Origin of the sequence: Kosakonia radicincitans DSM 16656, from assembly GCF_000280495.2 — a bacterium.
GTDB classification, from domain to species: Bacteria; Pseudomonadota; Gammaproteobacteria; order Enterobacterales; family Enterobacteriaceae; genus Kosakonia; species Kosakonia radicincitans.
In genome coordinates this window covers 3201551-3220743 of record NZ_CP018016.1, presented here as the reverse complement: position 1 = coordinate 3220743, position 19193 = coordinate 3201551, and the positions used below count along the sequence as shown (strand labels likewise).

Sequence of the window (19193 nt, the reverse complement as noted above, 5' to 3'; positions counted from 1 at the left end):
AATAAAGTACGAGGCGAGATCCAGAATGCGTATCTGGTTTCTTCTGGCGGCGGCACTGTTCCTTGCAGGATGTAGTTCTCATCGCGCTCCGCCACCTAACCCAAGATTGTCGGATTCGATCACGGTGATCGCGGGTCTGAACGATCAACTGAGCGAGTGGCGAGGTACACCGTATCGCTACGGCGGTATGACGCGTTCAGGCGTCGATTGTTCCGGGTTTGTGATGATGACTTTCCGCGACAAATTTGCGCTTCAACTACCGCGCGAAACACGTCAGCAGGCTGAGATCGGCACGAAAATCGACAAAGATGATCTATTGCCTGGCGATCTGGTGTTCTTCAAAACCGGTTCCGGCGAAAGCGGGCTGCATGTTGGAATTTATGATACTGACAATGAATTTATTCATGCGTCTACCAGCCGCGGCGTGATGCGTTCTTCATTGGATAACGTCTATTGGCGGAAAAATTTCTGGCAGGCGCGGCGCATTTAAGCGCTGCGCAGTCGTGGCAAAAATTTGTTAAACCAGGATGTTTCCACTAATTATCTTTTAGAATATTAATTATCATAAGTGGACATTGAATCTGGCGAAAAGACTATTAGTGAGCAACCTAATAAAGGAGAAGCCAAATATAAAATGGGATAAAAATGGAGTTAACCTCACTAAAATCATTAAGCCTGGAATTCATCTACTTGTGTTTAGCCATTCCGGATATCACCCTTAACGCGGGACTGGCACAATGATCATTTTGCTTGATGATACATATCACCCGGAGCTTTTATTACAGCCAGCGAGAAAAAGTAACGGAATGCTTCAGGGGCTGGAAGTTATCGTTAACTTTGTGGGGAAAGACAGTAATGTCCGCGCCCCGGCAGAGCTGGTTTCCCCGCGCCTGCAGGCTGATGAAATGCTGCAACTTTTTAAGGAGCAACTGGCGCTAATAGAGGCCTGTCAGCTCTTTTTATTACAACATCAATTAATTGCCTGGATTAATATTTCCCCGGCTATTGTTGAAGCCTTACTTACCGACGAGACGCTGGCTGCCAGCGTGGCTAAATTCCCTTTTCTGGAATTTACTATAAATGAGAATTTCCTCAATTTAAATAAAGGAAAAGAGGATCCTTCTCTGTCTCTATTGGCGAAACAATATCCGCTGGTACTGGCTAATTTTGGTGTCGGAACGGCATCGACTAAAGCCATTTTTGACGGGTTATTTAAACGTGTCGCATTAGATAAAAATTTTGTTCAGCAACGATTAGCATCTCCTTCGTTTGAACCTTTTATGCGGGCGATCGTTTCGCAGATAAGTCCCTATTGTCAGTCAATGATGATTGCGGGCATTGATGACGAATCTGCCCTGAAGCGGGCGGAACCTTTTCACTTCAGCGCAATGCAAGGGGCACTATGGCCACCAGTCAACGCTGCGCAGATCACATCGCTGATCCACTCATAGCCCTGCTTTTCGCCGGTGTTTAAACCTGGTGGTTGGCACTACACTAAAGGCAGGAGGAACCATGACCCTGTCTTTTACTACCCGCTGGCGTGATGAACTGCCAGAATTTTACACTGCATTATCTCCGACACCGCTGCACAATGCCCGTCTGATCTGGCACAACGCGCCACTGGCGCAGGAGCTGGGCGTGGAGGATGCGCTTTTTCATCCCGAATCGGGTGCCGGTGTCTGGGGCGGCGAAGCATTGCTGCCGGGCATGTCGCCGCTGGCGCAAGTCTACAGTGGACATCAGTTCGGTGTCTGGGCCGGGCAACTGGGCGACGGTCGCGGGATCTTACTCGGTGAACAACAACTGCCGGATGGCACTACCCGCGACTGGCATCTGAAAGGCGCAGGGCTGACGCCTTATTCGCGCATGGGCGATGGACGCGCAGTTCTGCGTTCAACCATCCGAGAAAGTCTGGCATCAGAGGCGATGCACCATCTTGGCATTCCGACGACCCGCGCGCTGAGCATCGTTACCAGCGATACACCGGTCATGCGTGAAAGCCGCGAGCAGGGGGCCATGCTGATGCGCATCGCTGAAAGCCATCTGCGTTTCGGCCATTTCGAGCATTTTTATTATCGGCGCGAACCGCAAAAAGTGCGCCAGCTGGCCGACTTTGCCATCCGCCACCACTGGCCGCATTTGCAGAATGAATCCGATAAGTACGTGCTGTGGTTCCGCGATATCGTCCGACGCATTGCCACGCTGATTGCCCGCTGGCAGGCGGTCGGTTTTGCGCACGGTGTGATGAATACCGACAACATGTCGATCCTCGGGTTGACCATTGATTACGGCCCCTTCGGTTTCCTCGACGATTATCAGCCGTCATTTATCTGCAATCACTCGGATTACCAAGGGCGTTATAGCTTCGATAATCAACCTGCAGTGGCGTTGTGGAACCTGCAACGTCTGGCGCAGTCGCTGTCGCCGTTTATTGACATTGAGGCGCTGAATAGTGCGCTGGATGATTATCAACATCTGTTGCTGACAGAATATGGCGTGCTGATGCGCGGTAAGCTTGGTTTCCTCACGCAGCAGCAAGGCGATAACCAGCTTCTGACGGAACTGTTTGCGCTGATGGCGCGTGAGGGCAGTGATTATACGCGTACCTTCCGTCTGCTCAGCCAGACGGAGCAGCAGAGCGTCTCTTCGCCGCTGCGCGATGAATTTATCGATCGTGCGGCGTTCGACCGTTGGTTTGCTCAGTACCGGATGCGTCTGCAACAGGAGCAGGTTGACGATGCGCAACGGCAACAGCTGATGTCCGGTGTGAATCCGGCGCTGGTGTTGCGCAACTGGCTGGCACAGCGGGTGATTGATGCTGCTGAGAAAGGCGACGCCAGTGAACTGGCGCAGTTACATGAAGCGCTGCGCCAGCCGTTTCGCGATCGTAACGATGATTATGTCAGCCGCCCACCGGACTGGGGAAAGCGGCTGGAGGTCAGTTGTTCGAGTTAAACCGGTTCATTTCGTCAGAATCAGCTTCCCGGCATGGGTCTGACGCAGCAGATATTGCTGTCCTTTATGCTCAATCACCACCCGGCCTTCTTCGCCCAGTAGCTGTTGACTGTTGATGCGACGATCGGTCGGGCTGATATGGGTGGGTTTTTCCTGCGAAGCGATGAGTGCGGCAGTCGTGCTATCCGTATGCGACATAACTGTTTCAAGGTTGCTTATTATCAACAATGATAATCATTATCAATAATATGCCAGCTGGTAGCAAGGGTGTTCTGTAACATTTCGCGATTTCCCCCTGGATAAAGTAGGGGAAGAGGATCCCGCCGCCTGGCGGCGGGATGCGATCAGAGGCGGGTGGCGACAGCGGCCGCCAGTTTCTCCAGCAGCAATTCACTGTCGTCCCAGCCCAGGCAAGGATCGGTAATGGATTGCCCATAAACCAGCGGCTGGCCGCTGACAATTTTCTGCGTGCCTTCCTGCAGGAAGCTTTCTACCATCACGCCAGCAATGGCGGTCGAACCGTTACGAATCTGCGAACAAACATTGTCGCAGACATCGAGTTGACGTCGATGTTGTTTCTGGCAGTTGCCGTGGCTGAAATCCACCACCAGGTATTCCGGCAGATCAAACTCGCTCAGCGTATCGCACGCATTGGCGATATCTTCGGCGTAATAGTTCGGCGTTTTACCGCCACGCATAATGATATGCCCGTAAGGATTACCGCTGGTTTGATAGATGGTCATCTGCCCGGTTTTATCCGGCGAGAGGAACATATGGCTGGCGCGGGAGGCGCGGATCGCATCGACCGCGATGCGGGTATTGCCATCGGTGCCGTTTTTAAAACCGACCGGGCAAGAGAGCGCTGACGCCATTTCACGGTGGATCTGGCTTTCCGTCGTGCGCGCGCCAATCGCCCCCCAGCTAATCAGATCGGCTATAAATTGCCCTGTTACCATGTCGAGAAATTCAGTCGCCGTTGGCACACCCAGTTCGTTGACCTGGAGCAGCAGCTTGCGCGCCAGTTCAAGACCATGATTAACGCGATAGCTACCATTCAGGTCCGGATCGGAGATCAGTCCTTTCCAGCCAACAACCGTACGCGGTTTTTCAAAATAGGTGCGCATCACGATCTCAAGCTGAGCGTGATGTTTCTCGCGCAGCGTCTGCAAGCGACGCGCGTAATCTACCGCCGCATCAAAATCGTGGATGGAGCAGGGGCCAATAATCACCAGTAAACGGCGATCTTCGCCATTGAGGATTTTTTCTATTCGCCGCCGGGATGCAATAACATGTTCGGCAACATCAGGTTTAACAGGATAACGCTGCGCCAGTTCAGCCGGTGTCACCAGGCTGTCGATGCGCGCAGTGCGAAGTTCATCGGTTTTGTTCATCAAGCGTCTCAAAATTAGGTGCTTCAGCGGCAGGAATGCCGGAAGTGATGCGCACACCATAAACCAATCGCGGCTTATTTCAAGTATGGCCGCGAAGCGCATTACTTCAGTGGCAGATATCATAGCGCAGTATGAATCAGTGTACTAGCTTGTTAGTACAATAATGAGCGTAATACATTTTGAGTGAGCATATTTTGAGCACGCTTTGCTGTGATTTGTCTTCTACAGTGTGATCGCCAGTCGTGTCAGATAGTAATTATTTTCAAACTGAACACTATCTATTATTTCCGCTTTTCGGAATTATTATCGGAAATTTCTTTTCGTACAATATATTTGATAAATGTATCCGCGCTATGCTTACTGTTATAAAATGATTGCTAAATCATGTGGCAAGAAAGAATATTAAATTTCTGTATGATTTTCATTTTAAGTGTTTTTTAGGAAAAATATCTAATTCTATTTCTGGACAATGCATTCATCGCTGGCAGATACTATTAAGCATATTTTATAAATGAATTTGGAGTTGTCATGTGATAGCTCCAGAAAGCTGAAACCTATTTTTTTTCAGCTGAATATTTAAATATTGTTTCAAGATTAAGGGGAATTTGATGAAACAACTCAGCAATGATGAAATGCAGGCCGTATCCGGTGCAGGCTTGATCTCTCTGGCTGCGGGTATGCTCGGCGAAGGCATTGGTATTGTGATTGATGCGGCCTTTGGCGGGAAAAGTTCTTTCGCAACTGATTTAGGGCGTAACATTGGTAAGGGCATCGGCGTTGTGCTTGAAACCAGCCTGAATCTTTTCACCAGTATTATGAATATTTTCAGAAAGTAAATCATAAATCGCCACGGAAGGTGAGTTGCTGCTAATTTTACTGTGGGGGACTTCCCCACAGTAAAATACAATTATTGATTTATGATTTCTTATCGGCTCATTAATATTACGAAGTGTCCATATTTTCTTATCGACCATCCGTGATGTAATACGTCCAAAAATGCACTTATCATTATTGTTGGTGATTTTGGGTGATGCATAAACAATAAAGAGTATCATTGGTCATTGGAAATTATTTTATTGATTTCAAAATGGTATTCTTATTTGTTTTATGTATAAATGAACAATTAATATTAAGGATAATGAAATGAAAGAACTTACAACTCATGAAATGCAATATGCTTCAGGTGGAATTCTTTTCTCCGTAGCGGGTGCTATGCTGGGGGGCGGTATTGGTAAGTTGATTGATATGATGCTTCCAGGTGAAGATCATTATTCGTTTGGAGACACCGGCCTGTCGATGGGATTGTTAGGCGGCATCGCGGCTGATGCGATTGGCGTGGTGGGTACGCTCGGCGCTATTGGTGTGGTCGGTGCTGTAGGGGTTGGTGTAGCAGGTGCTGGCGTGGTTGGTGCAGGGCTGTTGTGCCTCTCTCCACTTCTGTTATTCATCTAATAGCAACCTATTAACTGCAATGATCTCGCATTGTTGATATGTGTATAAGTGACATCTCTCTTGATATGTCACTTATTTTTAAATATCCGCAAACATCGCTTTTCGTCGTTATGCCGCCTGTTCTCCGGGCAATCCGCAGCCAGAAAACTGGTGCAGCCACGCTTAGTACATGCGGCGGTTCAGTCCCATGATGTCGAGCATTTTGGTCGCAATCTCTTCAACTGAGTAGTTGGTACTGTTAAGACAGGGAATCTGATTTTTGCGATAAAGCGCTTCTACTTCCGCTACTTCCATGCGGCACTGTCGCAAAGAAGCGTACCGGCTGTTCTCCCGCCGCTCTTCACGAATTGCTGCAAGGCGTTCAGGGTTAATGGTCAGACCAAATAATTTATGCTGCAACGGTTTTAACGCAGCCGGAAGTACAAGGTTATCCATATCATCGGCAATAAAGGGATAATTCGCTGCGCGAATACCGAATTGCATCGCAAGATAGAGGCTGGTTGGGGTTTTTCCACAGCGCGATACCCCCAGTAAAATGACCTGAGCCTGATCGAGGTTGCGCAACGAAATACCGTCATCATGTGCCAGTGTGTAATCAATTGCGGCAATACGCGCATCATATTTAGTTAAATTACCCGGATTAAGCCCATGCGTGCGATGCGCAATCGGGGTAGGATCGAGCTTTAATTCCTGCTGTAATGGGGCAACCAGCGCCTGAACAATGTCCTGACAAAATCCTTCGCTTTGCAAAATAATAGAGCGAATTTCGGGGATCACAATGGAATAAAAAACCAATGGACGGTTGCCCGTTTGCTGATAGATAGCATCAATCTGATCTTTGACGGCGCGGGCGCGGCTCTCGTTTTCCACGAAAGGCAGGGTAATGCTGCTGACGGCGACCGGAAATTGTGACATCACCGCATGGCCCAATACTTCAGCGGTGATAGCGGTTCCATCAGAAATATAAAACACGTGGCGATCAACAGAACTGTCCATTTAACCCATCCTGACTTTCATACGTAATTCTATGAAAGCATAAATTAAAATCTTCATTGTGCGTATCTCCTTTTTCTCATTTTTAAAATGAAATGGTGTTTTTATTTTTTATGAACTACAGGGTTCACTTTTTTTGATGGCGTATGAAAAATAAGGATATTCTAAAAAGAGATATTCTCGCCGCGTGATTAATTGATGGGAATCTGTCCGAAAAACCATAATCTGGAATTGCTTACACGATTCACCGTTTTTTCCGGCGAATTAATTATGCCAGGATTAATACGCAGTCTGAGATTTTACCCATTCATATATCACAAAAGGATTGTTTCGATGTCCAACAATGGCTCGTCTCCGCTGGTGCTTTGGTATGACCAACTCGGCATGAATGATGTAGACAGAGTTGGGGGCAAAAATGCCTCCCTTGGTGAAATGATTACTAACCTGTCAGGCGTGGGAGTTTCCGTGCCGAATGGGTTCGCGACCACCGCCGATGCGTTTAACCAGTTCCTTGAACAGAGCGGCTTAAATCAACGTATTTATGCGCTGCTGGATAACACGGATATTGACGATGTCTCTGAGCTGGCGAAAGCCGGCGCACAGATCCGCCAGTGGATTGTCGATACGCCTTTCCCGCCGGAGCTGGAGAAAGCGGTTCATGATGCGTATGCAAAACTGTCGGAGGATGACGCGCAGGCCTCGTTTGCCGTACGCTCCTCGGCGACGGCGGAGGATATGCCGGACGCTTCTTTCGCCGGTCAGCAAGAAACATTCCTCAATGTTCAGGGTTATGACGCCGTGCTGGTGGCTGTTAAACACGTGTTTGCTTCGCTGTTTAACGACCGCGCTATCTCTTACCGCGTGCATCAGGGTTATGACCACCGCGGCGTGGCGCTCTCTGCGGGCGTGCAGCGTATGGTGCGCTCGGACATCGGCGCTTCCGGCGTGATGTTCTCTATTGACACCGAATCCGGCTTCGACCAGGTGGTATTTATCACCTCTGCGTGGGGGCTGGGCGAGATGGTGGTGCAGGGCGCGGTCAACCCCGATGAGTTCTACGTGCATAAACCGACGCTGGCGGCTGGCCGTCCGGCGATTGTGCGCCGCACGATGGGCTCGAAAAAGATCCGCATGATTTATGCGCCCACGCAGGAACACGGTAAACAGGTACAGATTGAAGATGTGCCGCAGGCCGATCGCGATCGCTTCTCGCTGAGCGATGCCGATGTGCAGGCGCTGGCCAAACAGGCGGTACAAATCGAAAAACACTATGGTCGTCCGATGGATATTGAATGGGCGAAAGACGGCCATACCGGCAAGTTGTTTATCGTGCAGGCGCGTCCGGAAACGGTGCGCTCCCGTGGACAGGTGATGGAACGCTATACGCTGCATGCGCAAGGGCGAATCATCTCTGAAGGCCGCGCTATCGGTCATCGCATCGGCGCAGGTACGGTTAAAGTGATCCACGACATCAGCGAAATGAACCTGATTGAAGCGGGCGATGTGCTGGTCACCGATATGACCGACCCGGACTGGGAACCGATCATGAAGAAGGCGGCTGCGATTGTCACCAACCGTGGTGGTCGAACCTGCCATGCGGCGATTATCGCCCGTGAACTGGGGATCCCGGCGGTGGTAGGTTGCGGTGATGCGACCGAACGTATCAAAACCGGTGAAAAAGTAACTGTCTCCTGTGCCGAAGGCGACACGGGTTATGTGTATGCCGATCTGCTCGATTTCAGCGTGAAAAGCTCCAGCGTCGATACCATGCCGGATCTGCCGCTGAAGATCATGATGAACGTCGGTAACCCGGATCGCGCCTTTGATTTCGCCTGTTTGCCGAATGAAGGTGTCGGGCTGGCGCGCCTGGAATTTATCATTAACCGCATGATTGGCGTTCACCCGCGCGCGCTGCTGGAGTTTGATGATCAGGAAGCGAAGCTGCAAAGCGAAATTCGCGAGATGATGAAAGGTTTTGACTCGCCGGTTGAGTTTTACGTCGGTCGTCTGACGGAAGGGATTGCCACGCTGGGCGCGGCGTTCTGGCCGAAGCGCGTGATTGTGCGTTTGTCGGATTTTAAATCGAACGAATACGCCAATCTGGTCGGCGGCGAGCGTTATGAACCGGAAGAAGAGAACCCGATGCTCGGTTTCCGTGGGGCGGGTCGTTATGTAGCCGACAGCTTCCGCGACTGCTTTGCGCTCGAATGCGAAGCGGTAAAACGCGTGCGCAACGAGATGGGGCTGACAAACGTTGAGATCATGATCCCGTTCGTTCGTACCGTGGAGCAGGCGAAAGCCGTGGTTGATGAACTGGCGCGCCAGGGACTGAAACGCGGTGAGAACGGGCTGAAGATCATTATGATGTGCGAAATTCCGTCCAACGCACTGCTGGCGGAGCAGTTCCTTGAGCACTTTGATGGTTTCTCGATTGGTTCCAACGATATGACGCAGCTTACGCTGGGCCTCGATCGTGACTCCGGCGTCGTTTCCGAACTGTTCGATGAACGTAATGAGGCGGTGAAAGCCCTGCTGTCGATGGCGATTCGCGCGGCGAAAAAACATGGCAAATATGTCGGTATCTGCGGCCAGGGGCCTTCGGATCACGAAGATTTCGCCGCATGGTTGATGGATGAAGGCATCGACAGTCTGTCGCTGAATCCGGACACCGTGGTGCAGACATGGCTCTCGCTTGCTGAACTGAAAAAATAACGTACTGAAGGAAATCCCCGGCACAATGTCGGGGTTTATTATATATTTATCATTGCCTTATGTTCGAATGGGGTGCTTGTGGGGTGCCGGGCTGTGGTAAAATATAAAAGAATAGCATCAAACAATACGAAAAAGCCGGGCGAAGCCCGGCATGCCACTAGCTGTTCATTTGTTTAAAAAGTTCTCTTCCTGCCGCCCTTTGTTTCTCTATGTAATCGGCGAGATCCTGAATATGAATCATCCGCGGCGCTTTCTGGCTTTCGCCAGCCCGGAACGTTGGGATAGGCAATTGTCCCAACGCAGCTTTTTTATCAGCGGTCGCTGACTTCATGCCAAAGTATTTTTCGCATACATCGGCAAGAGGTATTGATGCTGTTTCAAATTCAGCCAGTAATAAAAAAATCGTATTCATACCCACCTCACACCATACTCAGGCCACGTCAGTGGCTCCATGTTTCATATTAACCACTTCCCGGAAGTAGTGGCCCTCGTTGTCTTTTGTCCTGATTTTCATACTTCCTCGCGCTCTGAATTTATTCCACGGCTTACAAGTGAGCGTATACGGCGCCTTCCTGTCAGTGCCGTCGCAACATAGCTTGCCGGGCGGTTGACCACTTCAACGGTAATTTTCACGCCTTCAACGAGAACCGTGTAAGTTGTCGTTTTATCGTGGCGTCCATACTCACCAAATTTTTCAACATGAGATGCCAGTGCTGCGTCACATGCCTGCCGTGCCAGCGGTGAATTTTTGCTGCTTCGGTTAATCAGCTTCATGCGCACGCTCCGGATCAAATTTGTCCCAGCAGTTAATTTCGATGTTGCGCTGCAGCCGCCGTGCCCGTATCTCTTCGATATCCCGCCCGGTCAACTCAGCCACCGACTGATTACCGTGCCTGGCGAGTAGCATCAGATCTTCGACACTCCAGTTTTCTCGCTCCATAAATCCTCCAGAGCGGGAGGGTTGCCCCTCCCGGCGTCGATTAGCCAACGTATTCGGGTTTCATGTCGGTGAGCGTGATGCTGTATTTTTCGTACAAATCATCGCCCAGGTGGCGTTTTGCTGCGGAAAGCGTACGCTCCACGGCGGCAAACTGTTCCGCCGCGCCGGGTTCGCCGGGCGATGGCAGAGAATTAATCGCCGCCTCAACCTTGTTCCGGTTGTTGACCAGGTGATAACGACGCGTTGCCTTGTTTTTCAGTTCCGTGAAGAGGGCTGTGCCGAGAGCTGCTTTCGCCTCGTTAATCTGATTACCGACAGCAGTCGCAGCCTCCAGTGTTTCAGCGGCATCAATGCGCGCGCGGAATGCCTCTGCTTTGGTTTCCTGTCCATCAGTGTTATCGATCACCGTCTGATTTTGTGGCTCGCTCTCAGTAATCTCCTGGACGCTTACGCGTGGTGCCGGGTCAGGGTTGATGACTCTTTCCTGACGATCTTCAAGCTCATCCGGTGTGTATACGCCGAGGATCACATCCGGGCAGAAGAGTCGCGCCCAGCGCTTAACCGCAAGGTAAGCAAGCTGCTGGCGTGGATCATCCGCCCACAGGGTGGAGTTTCGAACCCGTGCCTGCGCCAGCAGTAAATCCAGTTCGCGGTATTGCTCCTCGCCTTTTAGCCGGGCGCGGATGATGATGCCGATCCCTTCTTCGTCCGCCATGCTCCAGCCAGGAACCCGGTATTCGCCTTTCTCACCTTTCTTAATGTTGAATCTGCCGATCACCTTTTCCCACGGGCCGTACCATTCATATTCGAAACGAGAGGCCAGCACACCACTACGGGAGATCACCGCGTTGACGAGCTGCGCCTCATAACCCAGCACGCCATTAATCAGGTGTGTTTTCTGCGCCACGGCGAACGGGTTCATTTGCCACTGCGCCGCCTGCATAGCTACAGCCATACAATCCGCCGCATTTCCCTGGAGGTGACGCGGGACAGTTGCAGCCCCTTGCGACATCATCTGCGCAAAAGCGCTGATGGCGTTCAGGTACTGCGAGTCGAAAAGCGCGATATTTGAGTTAACAATCGCGCTCTGGTCTGTTACAGCAACGTTTGTATTTTCCATGATCCCCCCTTATGCGTTTGCCAGTGCGCGCAGCGATTCAAGGCGGCGCAGGTCGTAGTCGGTCAGTTCGTCGGCGTAATCTTCGGTAACTGGCGCAGGCCATTCGCCTGTGTCGAATGCGTTCGCGATAGCGCGCATAGTGGTCTGGTATTCCAGCGCGCCGAGTTCGATGAGTTCCGGGCTGGCTTCGACAATCGCGATCCAGTGGTAGCCCTCATCCTTGTTGACGAAAATCCAGAAGAACTGATCCAGTGCTGCGGTGTTCATGTACATGGCCGCGCTGAGGTGGTAATCGCGGTCGATAATTTCCCGGTGCAGTTTTGCCCGCAAAGCTGGCTGTTTGACGTTCCACATACTGATCGTTTTCAGGTCTACGCCGACACGGATGCCGCCCATATCGATTTCCAGATCGGGACGCACACGGATTTCCAGCCCGGTTTCGTCGTCGAACCCGAAATAGCTCACTTCAACGGCGCGACCAGGGTGGGTGAGGAATTTCCCGGCGGTCGGGTGCGCCAGCAGCGCGGACTGAATCGCCGTGGCCGTTGCCATTTGCTGGCGGGTGACCAGAATTTTGTCTTCCGGGTTCTCGCGCCATGCATCCAGCAGCTCGTCGGCAAAGACTGCATCGGGATTAACGCTTTTAACCGCTTGAATCAGATCTGCTTTCTGGCCCGATACTTTCAGCGGCGCGGGTTTCTGCGCTTCCTGCGCCACCAGGTTGGGATGTATAAGCGCCAGTTGTTCGAGCAATGTGTCGCGGCTGCCGCTGGTTTTAACCGGGGCGGGCAGGGTGGCGTTGTACTCTTTGATGCAGGCTTTCATTGCCGTGGCAGTTTGCTTCTGGCCTTCTTCTATGCGCTGATATTCTGCCGGCAGGGACATGTAGCTTTGCCCTGTTTCGTCAACAGATGTGCCTAGCGGCAGTTGCGCGGGCAGGGTGGCGTTGTGCGTTTCCAGCAGCGCTTTAATGTCATCTGTGCTTAACTGCGGCGGCAACCCGGCGTTGTATTCATCGATAAAGGCGCGGATTGTTGCTGTGGTGGTGAATGCGCCTTTCGGGATCTCCGGCTCAATGCTGAATTCAGCCAGAAGGTTTTCAGGTTGGAGCGCCAGCGCATGCACCAGATTCCCCATATCCAGCACCTTCGATTGTTCGCGGGCGATGGTTTTGGCAACGTGGCGCGCGTTGAAGTACATCAGGCTGACGCGGGCATCTTTCACCTGCGTGCTGCTGATACCATTTGCCGCGTGGTAAACGTTGTTCGGCAAACCTTCGTAGCGGCCCGGTTCGAAGAATGCCGGGTATTCAGGTTCCGGTGTTGCGTCTGCTGCATGCTGTTGCACTTCGTCCTGTAACGGTTGGGTGCTTTCCGGCCCGGCAACTGCGGCGGCCATCAGCGGGGCCGCAGCGGCCATAATGTCATGGGTGCTCAGGGTATCTGTTTGCGTACCAGCGAGATCCACGCTTTCGCCTCCCGGCAGCGCAGCAGTATTTTGGTCTTCGATCTGGAAAGTCTTTTCCATCTGCACATCTTCGGCATTCTCCTGCACGTTCGTTTGGGTTGTGTTGCCGATCAGGCCATCAATGGAAAACATCCCGCCGCCCAGCTTTTTCACTTCCGGCTGACCGGTCGTTTCACTCACCGACGCGCGGGTAGCTTCGGCTGCCGCTTTCCCCACGACAGCAAATTCAGTGGCAAGTTTATCGAGGCTTTCAACCGGCTCGGCGCCCTGAATCACCCCGGCGACAACCGCAGCGCTGTCTATCTGACGCGCCGCCGCTAGGGTTTCATCCGTCGGTTTGTCGTGCTGATGCTCAGTGAGGTTTGCGTTGATATAGGTCTGTAAGCTGACCGGGAAGTGATGCACATTTTCAGTGGCGCTGCGGATAAGGGCGAAAATAGCCGCGCGGGAGAAATCGAGGATGCCAGGCGTTTTGCGCAGCGCTGCTGACCACTCCTTAAACGGACTTTCTTTGGCTGCGACAATGTCCTTCGCACGGCGGTGAACTGAACCAGGAATGTTGTAGATATCAAAATCCATCGGCATTGTTGCCGCTGCGATCTCAATATCTAGGGTGTCCAGCGTATGCTCGTAGTCAGGATTGCGATCGGTGGCATTCCCGCCGCCTGCATTGGTGCCAGTATCGGTGCGCTGAATGGCAGGAATACGTTTACCAGCGGCCCATTCTTTTACAAGCAGGCCACGGTCAATGTGATGGGTATCAGACCACGCCAGGATAAACTGAACCATGACAGCAAGCTCATGGCGTTTTTCTTCCGGGAATACTGACTTGATGGCACTGGTTAATTTCCACAACTCATGCGTTGTCAGATTGTCGATGCCGGGGATATTTCGCGCAGCAAGTAGCAGGTTCTGGACATGGTTATTATCGCTGTCCATCTCCATAGCACCAATCTCCACACGCTGAGACTGAGTTACGTGATGGCGCATTTTGTCACTCAGATACTGTGCAATAATTCGCTGAGGCAGACGCAGTTTTACCACCGGATATAACGTATTTTCGTCATCATCCTCCGTCACGTCTGAGTGGGTGTTCGTTTGCAGGGGGGATGTTTCTGCGGGGGACGAAACCGGATCTGCTGCTTCGTTTACAGCACCCTCTGTTGATTCGGTATCCTGAGTGTCTGTTGTGGCCTGGCTGGTAATTTTCAGCCAGGTACGTCCGTCATCAGTCAGCGAATAACGATCGCACCAGGTGAAGTCGATAGCTTCTTCTGCTGGCAGATCGTCAACCACAGGGAAATTAGTCAGTACCGGCAACTGATAATCGTGGCCGCGCCCGGTAGCGATTTCGTTATCTTCGAGAATTACCTGTACCTGCAATTTTGCACGAGCTTCGGTTTTCGCACTAAACCAGACAACTGCACTCGGCTTGCCTGATTTCTGAGTTGCTTTAATTAAATAAAAGAATTCCATACCAGATCCTTATTTTGGGGTGATAAAATCCCCGGCGCTGATTAAGCCGCCTGCGGTTTATTAGTGTTAAAAGTTCCGGTTTGCTTTGGTCGGTACACCGGAAGGGCTGGCCCACCTTGCGTGGGCTTTTGCTCAATGAACTTGCTGCAAAACCCTTTCAGTAAATTCACGCTTGTAGTTGCGATAACTGCCGAACATGGCTTTATCTGCGTCTGAAATACTGAGTGCCAGCAGTGCGATGGCCTTCACTGCGCAATGGGCGCAATCAAACTTACCCAGCACATAACCGCCATCGAGAATAACGGTCACCTCTTTTGACGATGGGGTGTGAATAACGCCGCTTACTTTCTTTTCGCAATTGAAAAGGGCGACATCTTGATTAATGACTTTAATTTCCGTTTGAGCTGTAATGATTTGCATAAATACTCCTTGGTTTTCTCGTCGGTTAATTAACCTTCATGCGCCCATTGGTCATGGGTTGCACACTGTTTAGAGCAGTATTCATTTTCTTTGCGGGCGAGCTGCGCGCCGTTACGGAACAGAATGGTTTCTTTAACTGTGGTTTCAGCCGTGAGCGGCTTGCCGCAGTAAGCGCATTTCGCGCCTGTGGGTGTTTTTTCTTTGATCACTGGATCACCTTTACCGTTTAACAGAACCTCTACCAGGCAATCGCTGATGCGCGTTGCTTCACGCATGGTGCTCAGGTAGACGTGTTTGCCGCGAACGGCTGAGACATTCCAGGTGTGGCCCTTGTGCATGGCCAGCATGCCTGGCGTCACGCACTGACGAATGATGTGCATCGTGCCGTAGTGCTGGTTAATCATTGGTTTTCCCCCTGTTGATGCCTGTCTTTTAACCACATCAGGCCCGGTGGTATGCTGGAGTTCCTACACAACCAGCAAGGACGGACTATGAAATCAGTAACCAAGCCGTGCCCGATCTGTGGTGAAGCAGCTACGTCGTTTAAGCATGTAAGTAAGGTTGTTAACATCAGCGGTAATCAACCCACTATCCGGGAGGTTCCATCCGTGGTTTATGTCTGTGATGAACACGGTTGGTTTATGCTCTCGGAACAAATTAATGACTTTGTCATTACAAGCACTGACCCATCTGTAAAAAAACGGCTGGCAGAGTTGGTTAAGGTTCGATTCGTACCTGAGCAAGAACAGCCGCTATCTCTGAAAGCTATTGAGTCGCTCGATTAAGGTCTTTACGGGACTCACTTCTCCAGCCCAGGCGGTACATCTTTTTATTCATCCTGCCGCGAGGCACACCGCCTGTTCTGTTCACCTTCCGGCGAAGGTGGTGCAAATGTTTTTCTTCCGGACTATTCATCCCTGTGCCGCCATCCTGCCGCGAGCTTTGAAGCTGCAAGGGTTTCTGTCGTGTCTCAAAAAGACGCGCCCAGTAAGCGCCAAACCCGAACATCTCAGTTTTCTTTGTGTTGCCTTTCATATTCATCCTCTGCCGTTGACGCCCGGCTGGCGGAACGTTGAAAAACCTTATGCGCGCATTGCTGTGCGGTGAGTGGCGTCGTAGCCGCTCGTTTGGATGAATTAAAGATAACTAAAGTTATTTGATGTTGCAATAACTTAAATTATTATTTTGGGGCGTAAGTTATAAATGGCTAATAACAAAAGGAATTTATTTTCTTAGCTGTTGTGAGTAAGATCGGTTTGTTTAATCAGGAGACAGGTTATGAGGCTATTGAAGGGATTGCTTTTCGTGTTTGGCGTGATGCTTCTGGGGGCATCGTTTAAGCTGGAGCAGGGTGGTGATTCGCCATTCGGCGCTTTCGTTTGCTACGGCTTTTTTGCGGGCTCGGTGATGATCGGATGGTCTGAGGTTAAGGCGTTCGTGCGGGAACTTGGCGGGAAGTGATGTAAAAAACCCGGCTCGGTGGCCGGGTTGGTTTGAAAATAATCAGTTTGTAAATTTTAAGGATTTACCTGCTGCTGTAAACATATGATCAAAGTACTTTGCCATATCTTGCTCACTAAGCAGATTAAAAACATTATCGGCATAGCCTTCTATGAGATTTAATTGCCTTAGACCTGCTTTTTCTTCTGAAAGGCAATTTGCTGCATAAACTACAAAAGAGCTTACTTTTCCATCAAAAACATTTTTAGCTTTAGAAATGGTAATCGCTTTGAGAGCGGAGTCTCCCATTTTTTGCTTAGTGCTATCTCCACGAAGATCCAGCGTTTCAGTTAAATGGTATGCACCGTTTTTTAATAGTAATTCTGCATAAATACCTTCATCTTCTGCAATCGGGAAATTATAAACCACCCTGTGATTCCATAAATCATCATGAGTTTTCCCCAATATTCCAGCACGACTAAACTCTTGTTTTAACTCAGTTATAATGCGTTTATTCTGTTTTGTTCGCTCTGAAGAAAAACAAGGTTGAACATATTCTTTCATCAATAGTTCAACTTTTTTATCGTATGCTGTTTGCTCTCGAAGAACAAACATACCAGGTTCTGAAAGTTGGATGCTTCCAGTCTTAAACAGCTTTGAAAGGGTTTTGATATCAGGTGTTAAATCATAAAGCCATTCAATTTCCGAGGTGAAATCCTCAATCAAAGAGAGATTGAAGTTTTCACTCACAGCTTTTATTTTCTGTTCTGTTTTCAGCAGACGGATATCAAGACCATGTTCAGTTTCAACAAGAACACCGACATTAATAGTTTCAGCTCGAATAGGGTCAGAAATCAATTTTATAATGCTAAAGCTAAATTTATTCATGATTTGACCTCTTTATCTATAATGTCGATCCTGTCCTGTTTTTCTTCGCTATCCCACCATGTCAGAAGTGCATCTCGACGCAACACTGGCAACCAAGTATCAGGCATGGCATTCAAAATACCTTGAATTATTGAAATGTCCATAGAGCTTAGCTTGCTTAGAAGATTTTCAGCACTTTTATGATACTCAGGGTCGCTACCGATCACGGCCTTAATAATTGACCAGACTAAAGTGGTTTTTGAATCTTCGGGTAATAGCAGAACTCCTGTTCTATTGGGCCATCCCATAGCTAAACCAGACATACTAAAATCAAAGGCTTGTATTGCGACTGATTGTTGTCGGTTTGTAACATACAGATAATTGTTTATGTGCCTGTCAACATTGTAGATAAACTGGTCGAACGCATAAATGGACCATAGCTGCTTACGCATTTGGACATTAGAATTAACCAGTAAATTGCGCCACTGCGGTATTTCAAGCGCACCGCGATAAGCCGCAAGATCGATTCTAGAACCGAAAACATATTGATTGCTAACCGGTTCGAGCAGGATCCTGCAAGGTGGTGACGGTAGACCACATGCTTCCGCTAACTTGCTACAAAACCATTCAGCAGCAGGGACCAACTCTGGTGAATAGACGTTGAGACTGGAAGCTTGTCCATCTTCTAGGCTTTTAATCGCATACTCTAGGCCATCGTTAGCAATAGCAAAACTCCGCAAGTGCCCGGTTGAGCCATTTGGAGGTGTCCACTCTTCGATCTCAAGGCCAAATAGAGGCTGAGGTTCAGTTGGGGACTGACGGCCATCTTCTGAAGGATTATTATTCAACAAGTTATCCCCTTGATAATATCTGATAGTTCATTATCACCATTCTTCGAGAGATTCAGTCGTCAAGAATACCCCATCAACTACCCATGCTTCCGGTACGTCTGCGGCATGCTGCCAATGACCTTGCCAAAAATGAGCACACGGTTCATCTCGTCTTTCTCGATCGGATCCCACGGTGAGTAAATCTTGTTATCCGAGATAACCAATAGCTTGTCTTTCATTTTCTGGAGGCGCTTCACATGCGCGGTGTCGTCATACAGGAACGCGTAGATGCCATCACCATCGAAATTTTTCACACTGATATCGACGAACAGCAGATCGCCTGGCTCAATCGTTCCGGACATGCTGTCGCCGCGTACGTTGATGATTCGGATCTGGTCGGCCTTTCTGCCATCAAACATCATCCGCGCATCTTCTGGCGCGTACTCCATTGATCGCAGCACTTCAATGAACTCGCTATTCACGACTCCAGGCCCAGCGCTGACGCTCAGATTCAACACTTCCAGACGGTAGATATCGCCGCGATGCACTGGCGGTTCAGCCGATTGCTGGCCATCGTGGCGCATTGGACCGCTTCCCGTTGATAGCCACTCAGGTCGAACTCCGAGTGCGTGCGAAAGCTCCACCATTTTTCTACTGCCGTTCGTTTTACCAGATGCCATTTTTTGCACGGCAGGTTGAGACACGCCTACAAGCTCAGCTAGCTGTGCTTGTGATAGGCCTGCTGCGGTCATTGCCGCGGAGAGTCGTTCAGAAAAAGTTTTCATAGATTCAATTTATAACCTCGGTTATGCCTTGTAAAATAACAAAGGTTATGGACAGTGTGGATAACTTGAGTTATCTTTCGACTGTTCAATACCGATGAAGGTAAAAAAATATGAATTTAGTTATTCAGCGTGCTTTACAGATTGTCGGTAGCCAAAAGCGCCTTGCTGACATATGCGATGTATCACAACCAGCGGTTCACAAATGGCTCAACGGAGGATCTGTTTCTCCTGAAAAAGTGAATGCGATTGTTAAAGCTACCAATGGCGAGATTAAGGCTCATGAAATTCGTCCTGATCTGCCCGAATTATTTCCCCACCCCGACAATGCGGCCTAACACTCAACGG

The 19193-nt window shown here is 50.0% G+C and carries 22 protein-coding genes and 1 pseudogene; 9 read left to right on the top strand and 14 right to left on the bottom strand.

Annotation, left to right across the window (positions count from 1 at the left end; genetic code table 11):
- The first annotated feature begins 25 nt into the window (after positions 1–25).
- The 3 genes from Y71_RS15455 to selO all read left to right on the top strand — a co-directional run bounded on the left by Y71_RS15455 (position 26) and on the right by selO (position 2955).
- The gene (locus tag Y71_RS15455) at positions 26–490 is read left to right on the top strand and encodes a C40 family peptidase (protein WP_007374652.1); all 465 of its coding nucleotides are present in this window, start codon (positions 26–28) and stop codon (positions 488–490) included.
- Between the two features lie 247 nt (positions 491–737).
- Positions 738–1451, top strand: coding sequence for an EAL domain-containing protein (locus Y71_RS15450; protein ID WP_007374653.1), 714 nt, complete (start codon positions 738–740; stop codon positions 1449–1451).
- A 61-nt stretch (positions 1452–1512) separates the two neighbouring features.
- Positions 1513–2955 carry a protein adenylyltransferase SelO gene (gene selO / locus Y71_RS15445; RefSeq protein ID WP_007374654.1) on the top strand — a complete coding sequence of 481 codons (1443 nt, stop codon included), beginning with the start codon at positions 1513–1515 and terminating at the stop codon, positions 2953–2955.
- Positions 2956–2961: 6 nt separating this feature from the next.
- On the opposite strand, the gene hemP is transcribed toward selO, so the two are convergent.
- Together hemP and aroH are read right to left on the bottom strand one after the other, a co-directional pair.
- Complete coding sequence (gene hemP / locus Y71_RS15440; protein ID WP_007374655.1) at positions 2962–3153, bottom strand: hemin uptake protein HemP; 192 nt, start codon at positions 3151–3153, stop codon at positions 2962–2964.
- A 146-nt stretch (positions 3154–3299) separates the two neighbouring features.
- Positions 3300–4346: a 3-deoxy-7-phosphoheptulonate synthase AroH gene (aroH, locus tag Y71_RS15435; RefSeq protein ID WP_007374656.1), complete on the bottom strand. Its 1047-nt coding sequence runs from the start codon at positions 4344–4346 to the stop codon at positions 3300–3302.
- A 608-nt stretch (positions 4347–4954) separates the two neighbouring features.
- Here aroH and Y71_RS15430 point away from each other — a divergent pair.
- Both Y71_RS15430 and Y71_RS15425 read left to right on the top strand, forming a co-directional pair.
- On the top strand, positions 4955–5182 hold the full coding sequence (locus tag Y71_RS15430; RefSeq protein WP_007374657.1) for a hypothetical protein: 228 nt from the start codon (positions 4955–4957) through the stop codon (positions 5180–5182).
- 307 nt (positions 5183–5489) lie between these two features.
- Positions 5490–5798: a hypothetical protein gene (locus tag Y71_RS15425; RefSeq protein ID WP_007374658.1), complete on the top strand. Its 309-nt coding sequence runs from the start codon at positions 5490–5492 to the stop codon at positions 5796–5798.
- Positions 5799–5960: 162 nt separating this feature from the next.
- Here the strand turns inward: Y71_RS15425 and ppsR are convergent, their stop codons facing one another.
- Positions 5961–6794 carry a posphoenolpyruvate synthetase regulatory kinase/phosphorylase PpsR gene (gene ppsR, locus Y71_RS15420; RefSeq protein WP_035886099.1) on the bottom strand — a complete coding sequence of 278 codons (834 nt, stop codon included), beginning with the start codon at positions 6792–6794 and terminating at the stop codon, positions 5961–5963.
- Positions 6795–7124: 330 nt separating this feature from the next.
- Between ppsR and ppsA the strand changes: the two genes are divergently transcribed.
- A complete protein-coding gene (gene ppsA, locus Y71_RS15415; protein WP_007374661.1) occupies positions 7125–9503 on the top strand; it encodes a phosphoenolpyruvate synthase in 2379 nt (792 codons plus the stop codon).
- A gap of 157 nt (positions 9504–9660) precedes the next feature.
- Here ppsA and Y71_RS15410 read toward each other — a convergent pair whose 3' ends face one another.
- The 8 genes and pseudogenes from Y71_RS15410 to Y71_RS31185 all read right to left on the bottom strand — a co-directional run.
- Complete coding sequence (locus Y71_RS15410; RefSeq protein WP_007374662.1) at positions 9661–9915, bottom strand: pyocin activator PrtN family protein; 255 nt, start codon at positions 9913–9915, stop codon at positions 9661–9663.
- A 98-nt stretch (positions 9916–10013) separates the two neighbouring features.
- Positions 10014–10277 carry a DUF4060 family protein gene (locus Y71_RS15405; RefSeq protein WP_007374663.1) on the bottom strand — a complete coding sequence of 88 codons (264 nt, stop codon included), beginning with the start codon at positions 10275–10277 and terminating at the stop codon, positions 10014–10016.
- The gene (locus tag Y71_RS15400; protein ID WP_007374664.1) at positions 10264–10443 is read right to left on the bottom strand and encodes a hypothetical protein; all 180 of its coding nucleotides are present in this window, start codon (positions 10441–10443) and stop codon (positions 10264–10266) included. The genes Y71_RS15405 and Y71_RS15400 overlap by 14 nt, the downstream gene beginning before the upstream one ends.
- Before the next feature lie 40 nt (positions 10444–10483).
- Positions 10484–11563, bottom strand: a complete 1080-nt coding sequence (locus Y71_RS15395) for a RecT family recombinase (protein WP_007374665.1) — start codon at positions 11561–11563, stop codon at positions 10484–10486.
- Between the two features lie 9 nt (positions 11564–11572).
- Positions 11573–14506, bottom strand: coding sequence for a RecE family exodeoxyribonuclease (locus Y71_RS15390; protein WP_081120796.1), 2934 nt, complete (start codon positions 14504–14506; stop codon positions 11573–11575).
- Between the two features lie 132 nt (positions 14507–14638).
- The gene (locus Y71_RS15385) at positions 14639–14926 is read right to left on the bottom strand and encodes a hypothetical protein (RefSeq protein WP_007374668.1); all 288 of its coding nucleotides are present in this window, start codon (positions 14924–14926) and stop codon (positions 14639–14641) included.
- A gap of 29 nt (positions 14927–14955) precedes the next feature.
- Positions 14956–15132 carry a YdaE family protein gene (locus Y71_RS30755; RefSeq protein ID WP_035943613.1) on the bottom strand — a complete coding sequence of 59 codons (177 nt, stop codon included), beginning with the start codon at positions 15130–15132 and terminating at the stop codon, positions 14956–14958.
- Between the two features lie 36 nt (positions 15133–15168).
- Positions 15169–15306, bottom strand: a pseudogene (locus Y71_RS31185) (cell division protein FtsZ); the annotation flags it as partial.
- 111 nt (positions 15307–15417) lie between these two features.
- Between Y71_RS31185 and Y71_RS15375 the strand changes: the two are divergent.
- Positions 15418–15711, top strand: coding sequence for a hypothetical protein (locus tag Y71_RS15375; RefSeq protein WP_145954146.1), 294 nt, complete (start codon positions 15418–15420; stop codon positions 15709–15711).
- A 493-nt stretch (positions 15712–16204) separates the two neighbouring features.
- Entirely contained in the window at positions 16205–16387 is a 183-nt protein-coding gene (locus tag Y71_RS15365) for a hypothetical protein (protein ID WP_035943365.1), read from the top strand.
- A gap of 42 nt (positions 16388–16429) precedes the next feature.
- Here Y71_RS15365 and Y71_RS15360 read toward each other — a convergent pair whose 3' ends face one another.
- The 3 genes from Y71_RS15360 to Y71_RS15350 form a co-directional block, all read right to left on the bottom strand.
- The gene (locus Y71_RS15360; protein WP_007374672.1) at positions 16430–17254 is read right to left on the bottom strand and encodes a DUF3037 domain-containing protein; all 825 of its coding nucleotides are present in this window, start codon (positions 17252–17254) and stop codon (positions 16430–16432) included.
- On the bottom strand, positions 17251–18084 hold the full coding sequence (locus Y71_RS15355; RefSeq protein ID WP_035943366.1) for a HipA family kinase: 834 nt from the start codon (positions 18082–18084) through the stop codon (positions 17251–17253). The genes Y71_RS15360 and Y71_RS15355 overlap by 4 nt, the downstream gene beginning before the upstream one ends.
- A gap of 77 nt (positions 18085–18161) precedes the next feature.
- Positions 18162–18848 (bottom strand): XRE family transcriptional regulator, encoded by a 687-nt coding sequence (locus tag Y71_RS15350; RefSeq protein WP_145954145.1) that lies wholly within the window; start codon positions 18846–18848, stop codon positions 18162–18164.
- Positions 18849–18958: 110 nt separating this feature from the next.
- Here Y71_RS15350 and Y71_RS15345 point away from each other — a divergent pair, with 110 nt between their 5' ends.
- Positions 18959–19183 (top strand): transcriptional regulator, encoded by a 225-nt coding sequence (locus Y71_RS15345; RefSeq protein WP_007374675.1) that lies wholly within the window; start codon positions 18959–18961, stop codon positions 19181–19183.
- Positions 19184–19193: the final 10 nt, after the last annotated feature.

Bases quoted from the DNA above. Each gene is read 5' to 3' on its own strand.
- Y71_RS15430 (WP_007374657.1), top strand. From the start codon at position 4,955: ATGAAACAACTCAGCAATGATGAAATGCAGGCCGTATCCGGTGCAGGC.
- Y71_RS15345 (WP_007374675.1), top strand. From the start codon at position 18,959: ATGAATTTAGTTATTCAGCGTGCTTTACAGATTGTCGGTAGCCAAAAG.
- Y71_RS15450 (WP_007374653.1), top strand. From the start codon at position 738: ATGATCATTTTGCTTGATGATACATATCACCCGGAGCTTTTATTACAG.
- ppsR (WP_035886099.1), bottom strand. From the start codon at position 6,794: ATGGACAGTTCTGTTGATCGCCACGTGTTTTATATTTCTGATGGAACC.
- aroH (WP_007374656.1), bottom strand. From the start codon at position 4,346: ATGAACAAAACCGATGAACTTCGCACTGCGCGCATCGACAGCCTGGTG.
- ppsA (WP_007374661.1), top strand. From the start codon at position 7,125: ATGTCCAACAATGGCTCGTCTCCGCTGGTGCTTTGGTATGACCAACTC.
- Y71_RS15375 (WP_145954146.1), top strand. From the start codon at position 15,418: ATGAAATCAGTAACCAAGCCGTGCCCGATCTGTGGTGAAGCAGCTACG.
- Y71_RS15390 (WP_081120796.1), bottom strand. From the start codon at position 14,506: ATGGAATTCTTTTATTTAATTAAAGCAACTCAGAAATCAGGCAAGCCG.
- selO (WP_007374654.1), top strand. From the start codon at position 1,513: ATGACCCTGTCTTTTACTACCCGCTGGCGTGATGAACTGCCAGAATTT.
- Y71_RS15410 (WP_007374662.1), bottom strand. From the start codon at position 9,915: ATGAATACGATTTTTTTATTACTGGCTGAATTTGAAACAGCATCAATA.
- Y71_RS15455 (WP_007374652.1), top strand. From the start codon at position 26: ATGCGTATCTGGTTTCTTCTGGCGGCGGCACTGTTCCTTGCAGGATGT.
- Y71_RS15350 (WP_145954145.1), bottom strand. From the start codon at position 18,848: ATGAAAACTTTTTCTGAACGACTCTCCGCGGCAATGACCGCAGCAGGC.
- Y71_RS15365 (WP_035943365.1), top strand. From the start codon at position 16,205: ATGAGGCTATTGAAGGGATTGCTTTTCGTGTTTGGCGTGATGCTTCTG.
- hemP (WP_007374655.1), bottom strand. From the start codon at position 3,153: ATGTCGCATACGGATAGCACGACTGCCGCACTCATCGCTTCGCAGGAA.
- Y71_RS15405 (WP_007374663.1), bottom strand. From the start codon at position 10,277: ATGAAGCTGATTAACCGAAGCAGCAAAAATTCACCGCTGGCACGGCAG.
- Y71_RS15425 (WP_007374658.1), top strand. From the start codon at position 5,490: ATGAAAGAACTTACAACTCATGAAATGCAATATGCTTCAGGTGGAATT.
- Y71_RS15360 (WP_007374672.1), bottom strand. From the start codon at position 17,254: ATGAATAAATTTAGCTTTAGCATTATAAAATTGATTTCTGACCCTATT.
- Y71_RS15385 (WP_007374668.1), bottom strand. From the start codon at position 14,926: ATGCAAATCATTACAGCTCAAACGGAAATTAAAGTCATTAATCAAGAT.
- Y71_RS15400 (WP_007374664.1), bottom strand. From the start codon at position 10,443: ATGGAGCGAGAAAACTGGAGTGTCGAAGATCTGATGCTACTCGCCAGG.
- Y71_RS15395 (WP_007374665.1), bottom strand. From the start codon at position 11,563: ATGGAAAATACAAACGTTGCTGTAACAGACCAGAGCGCGATTGTTAAC.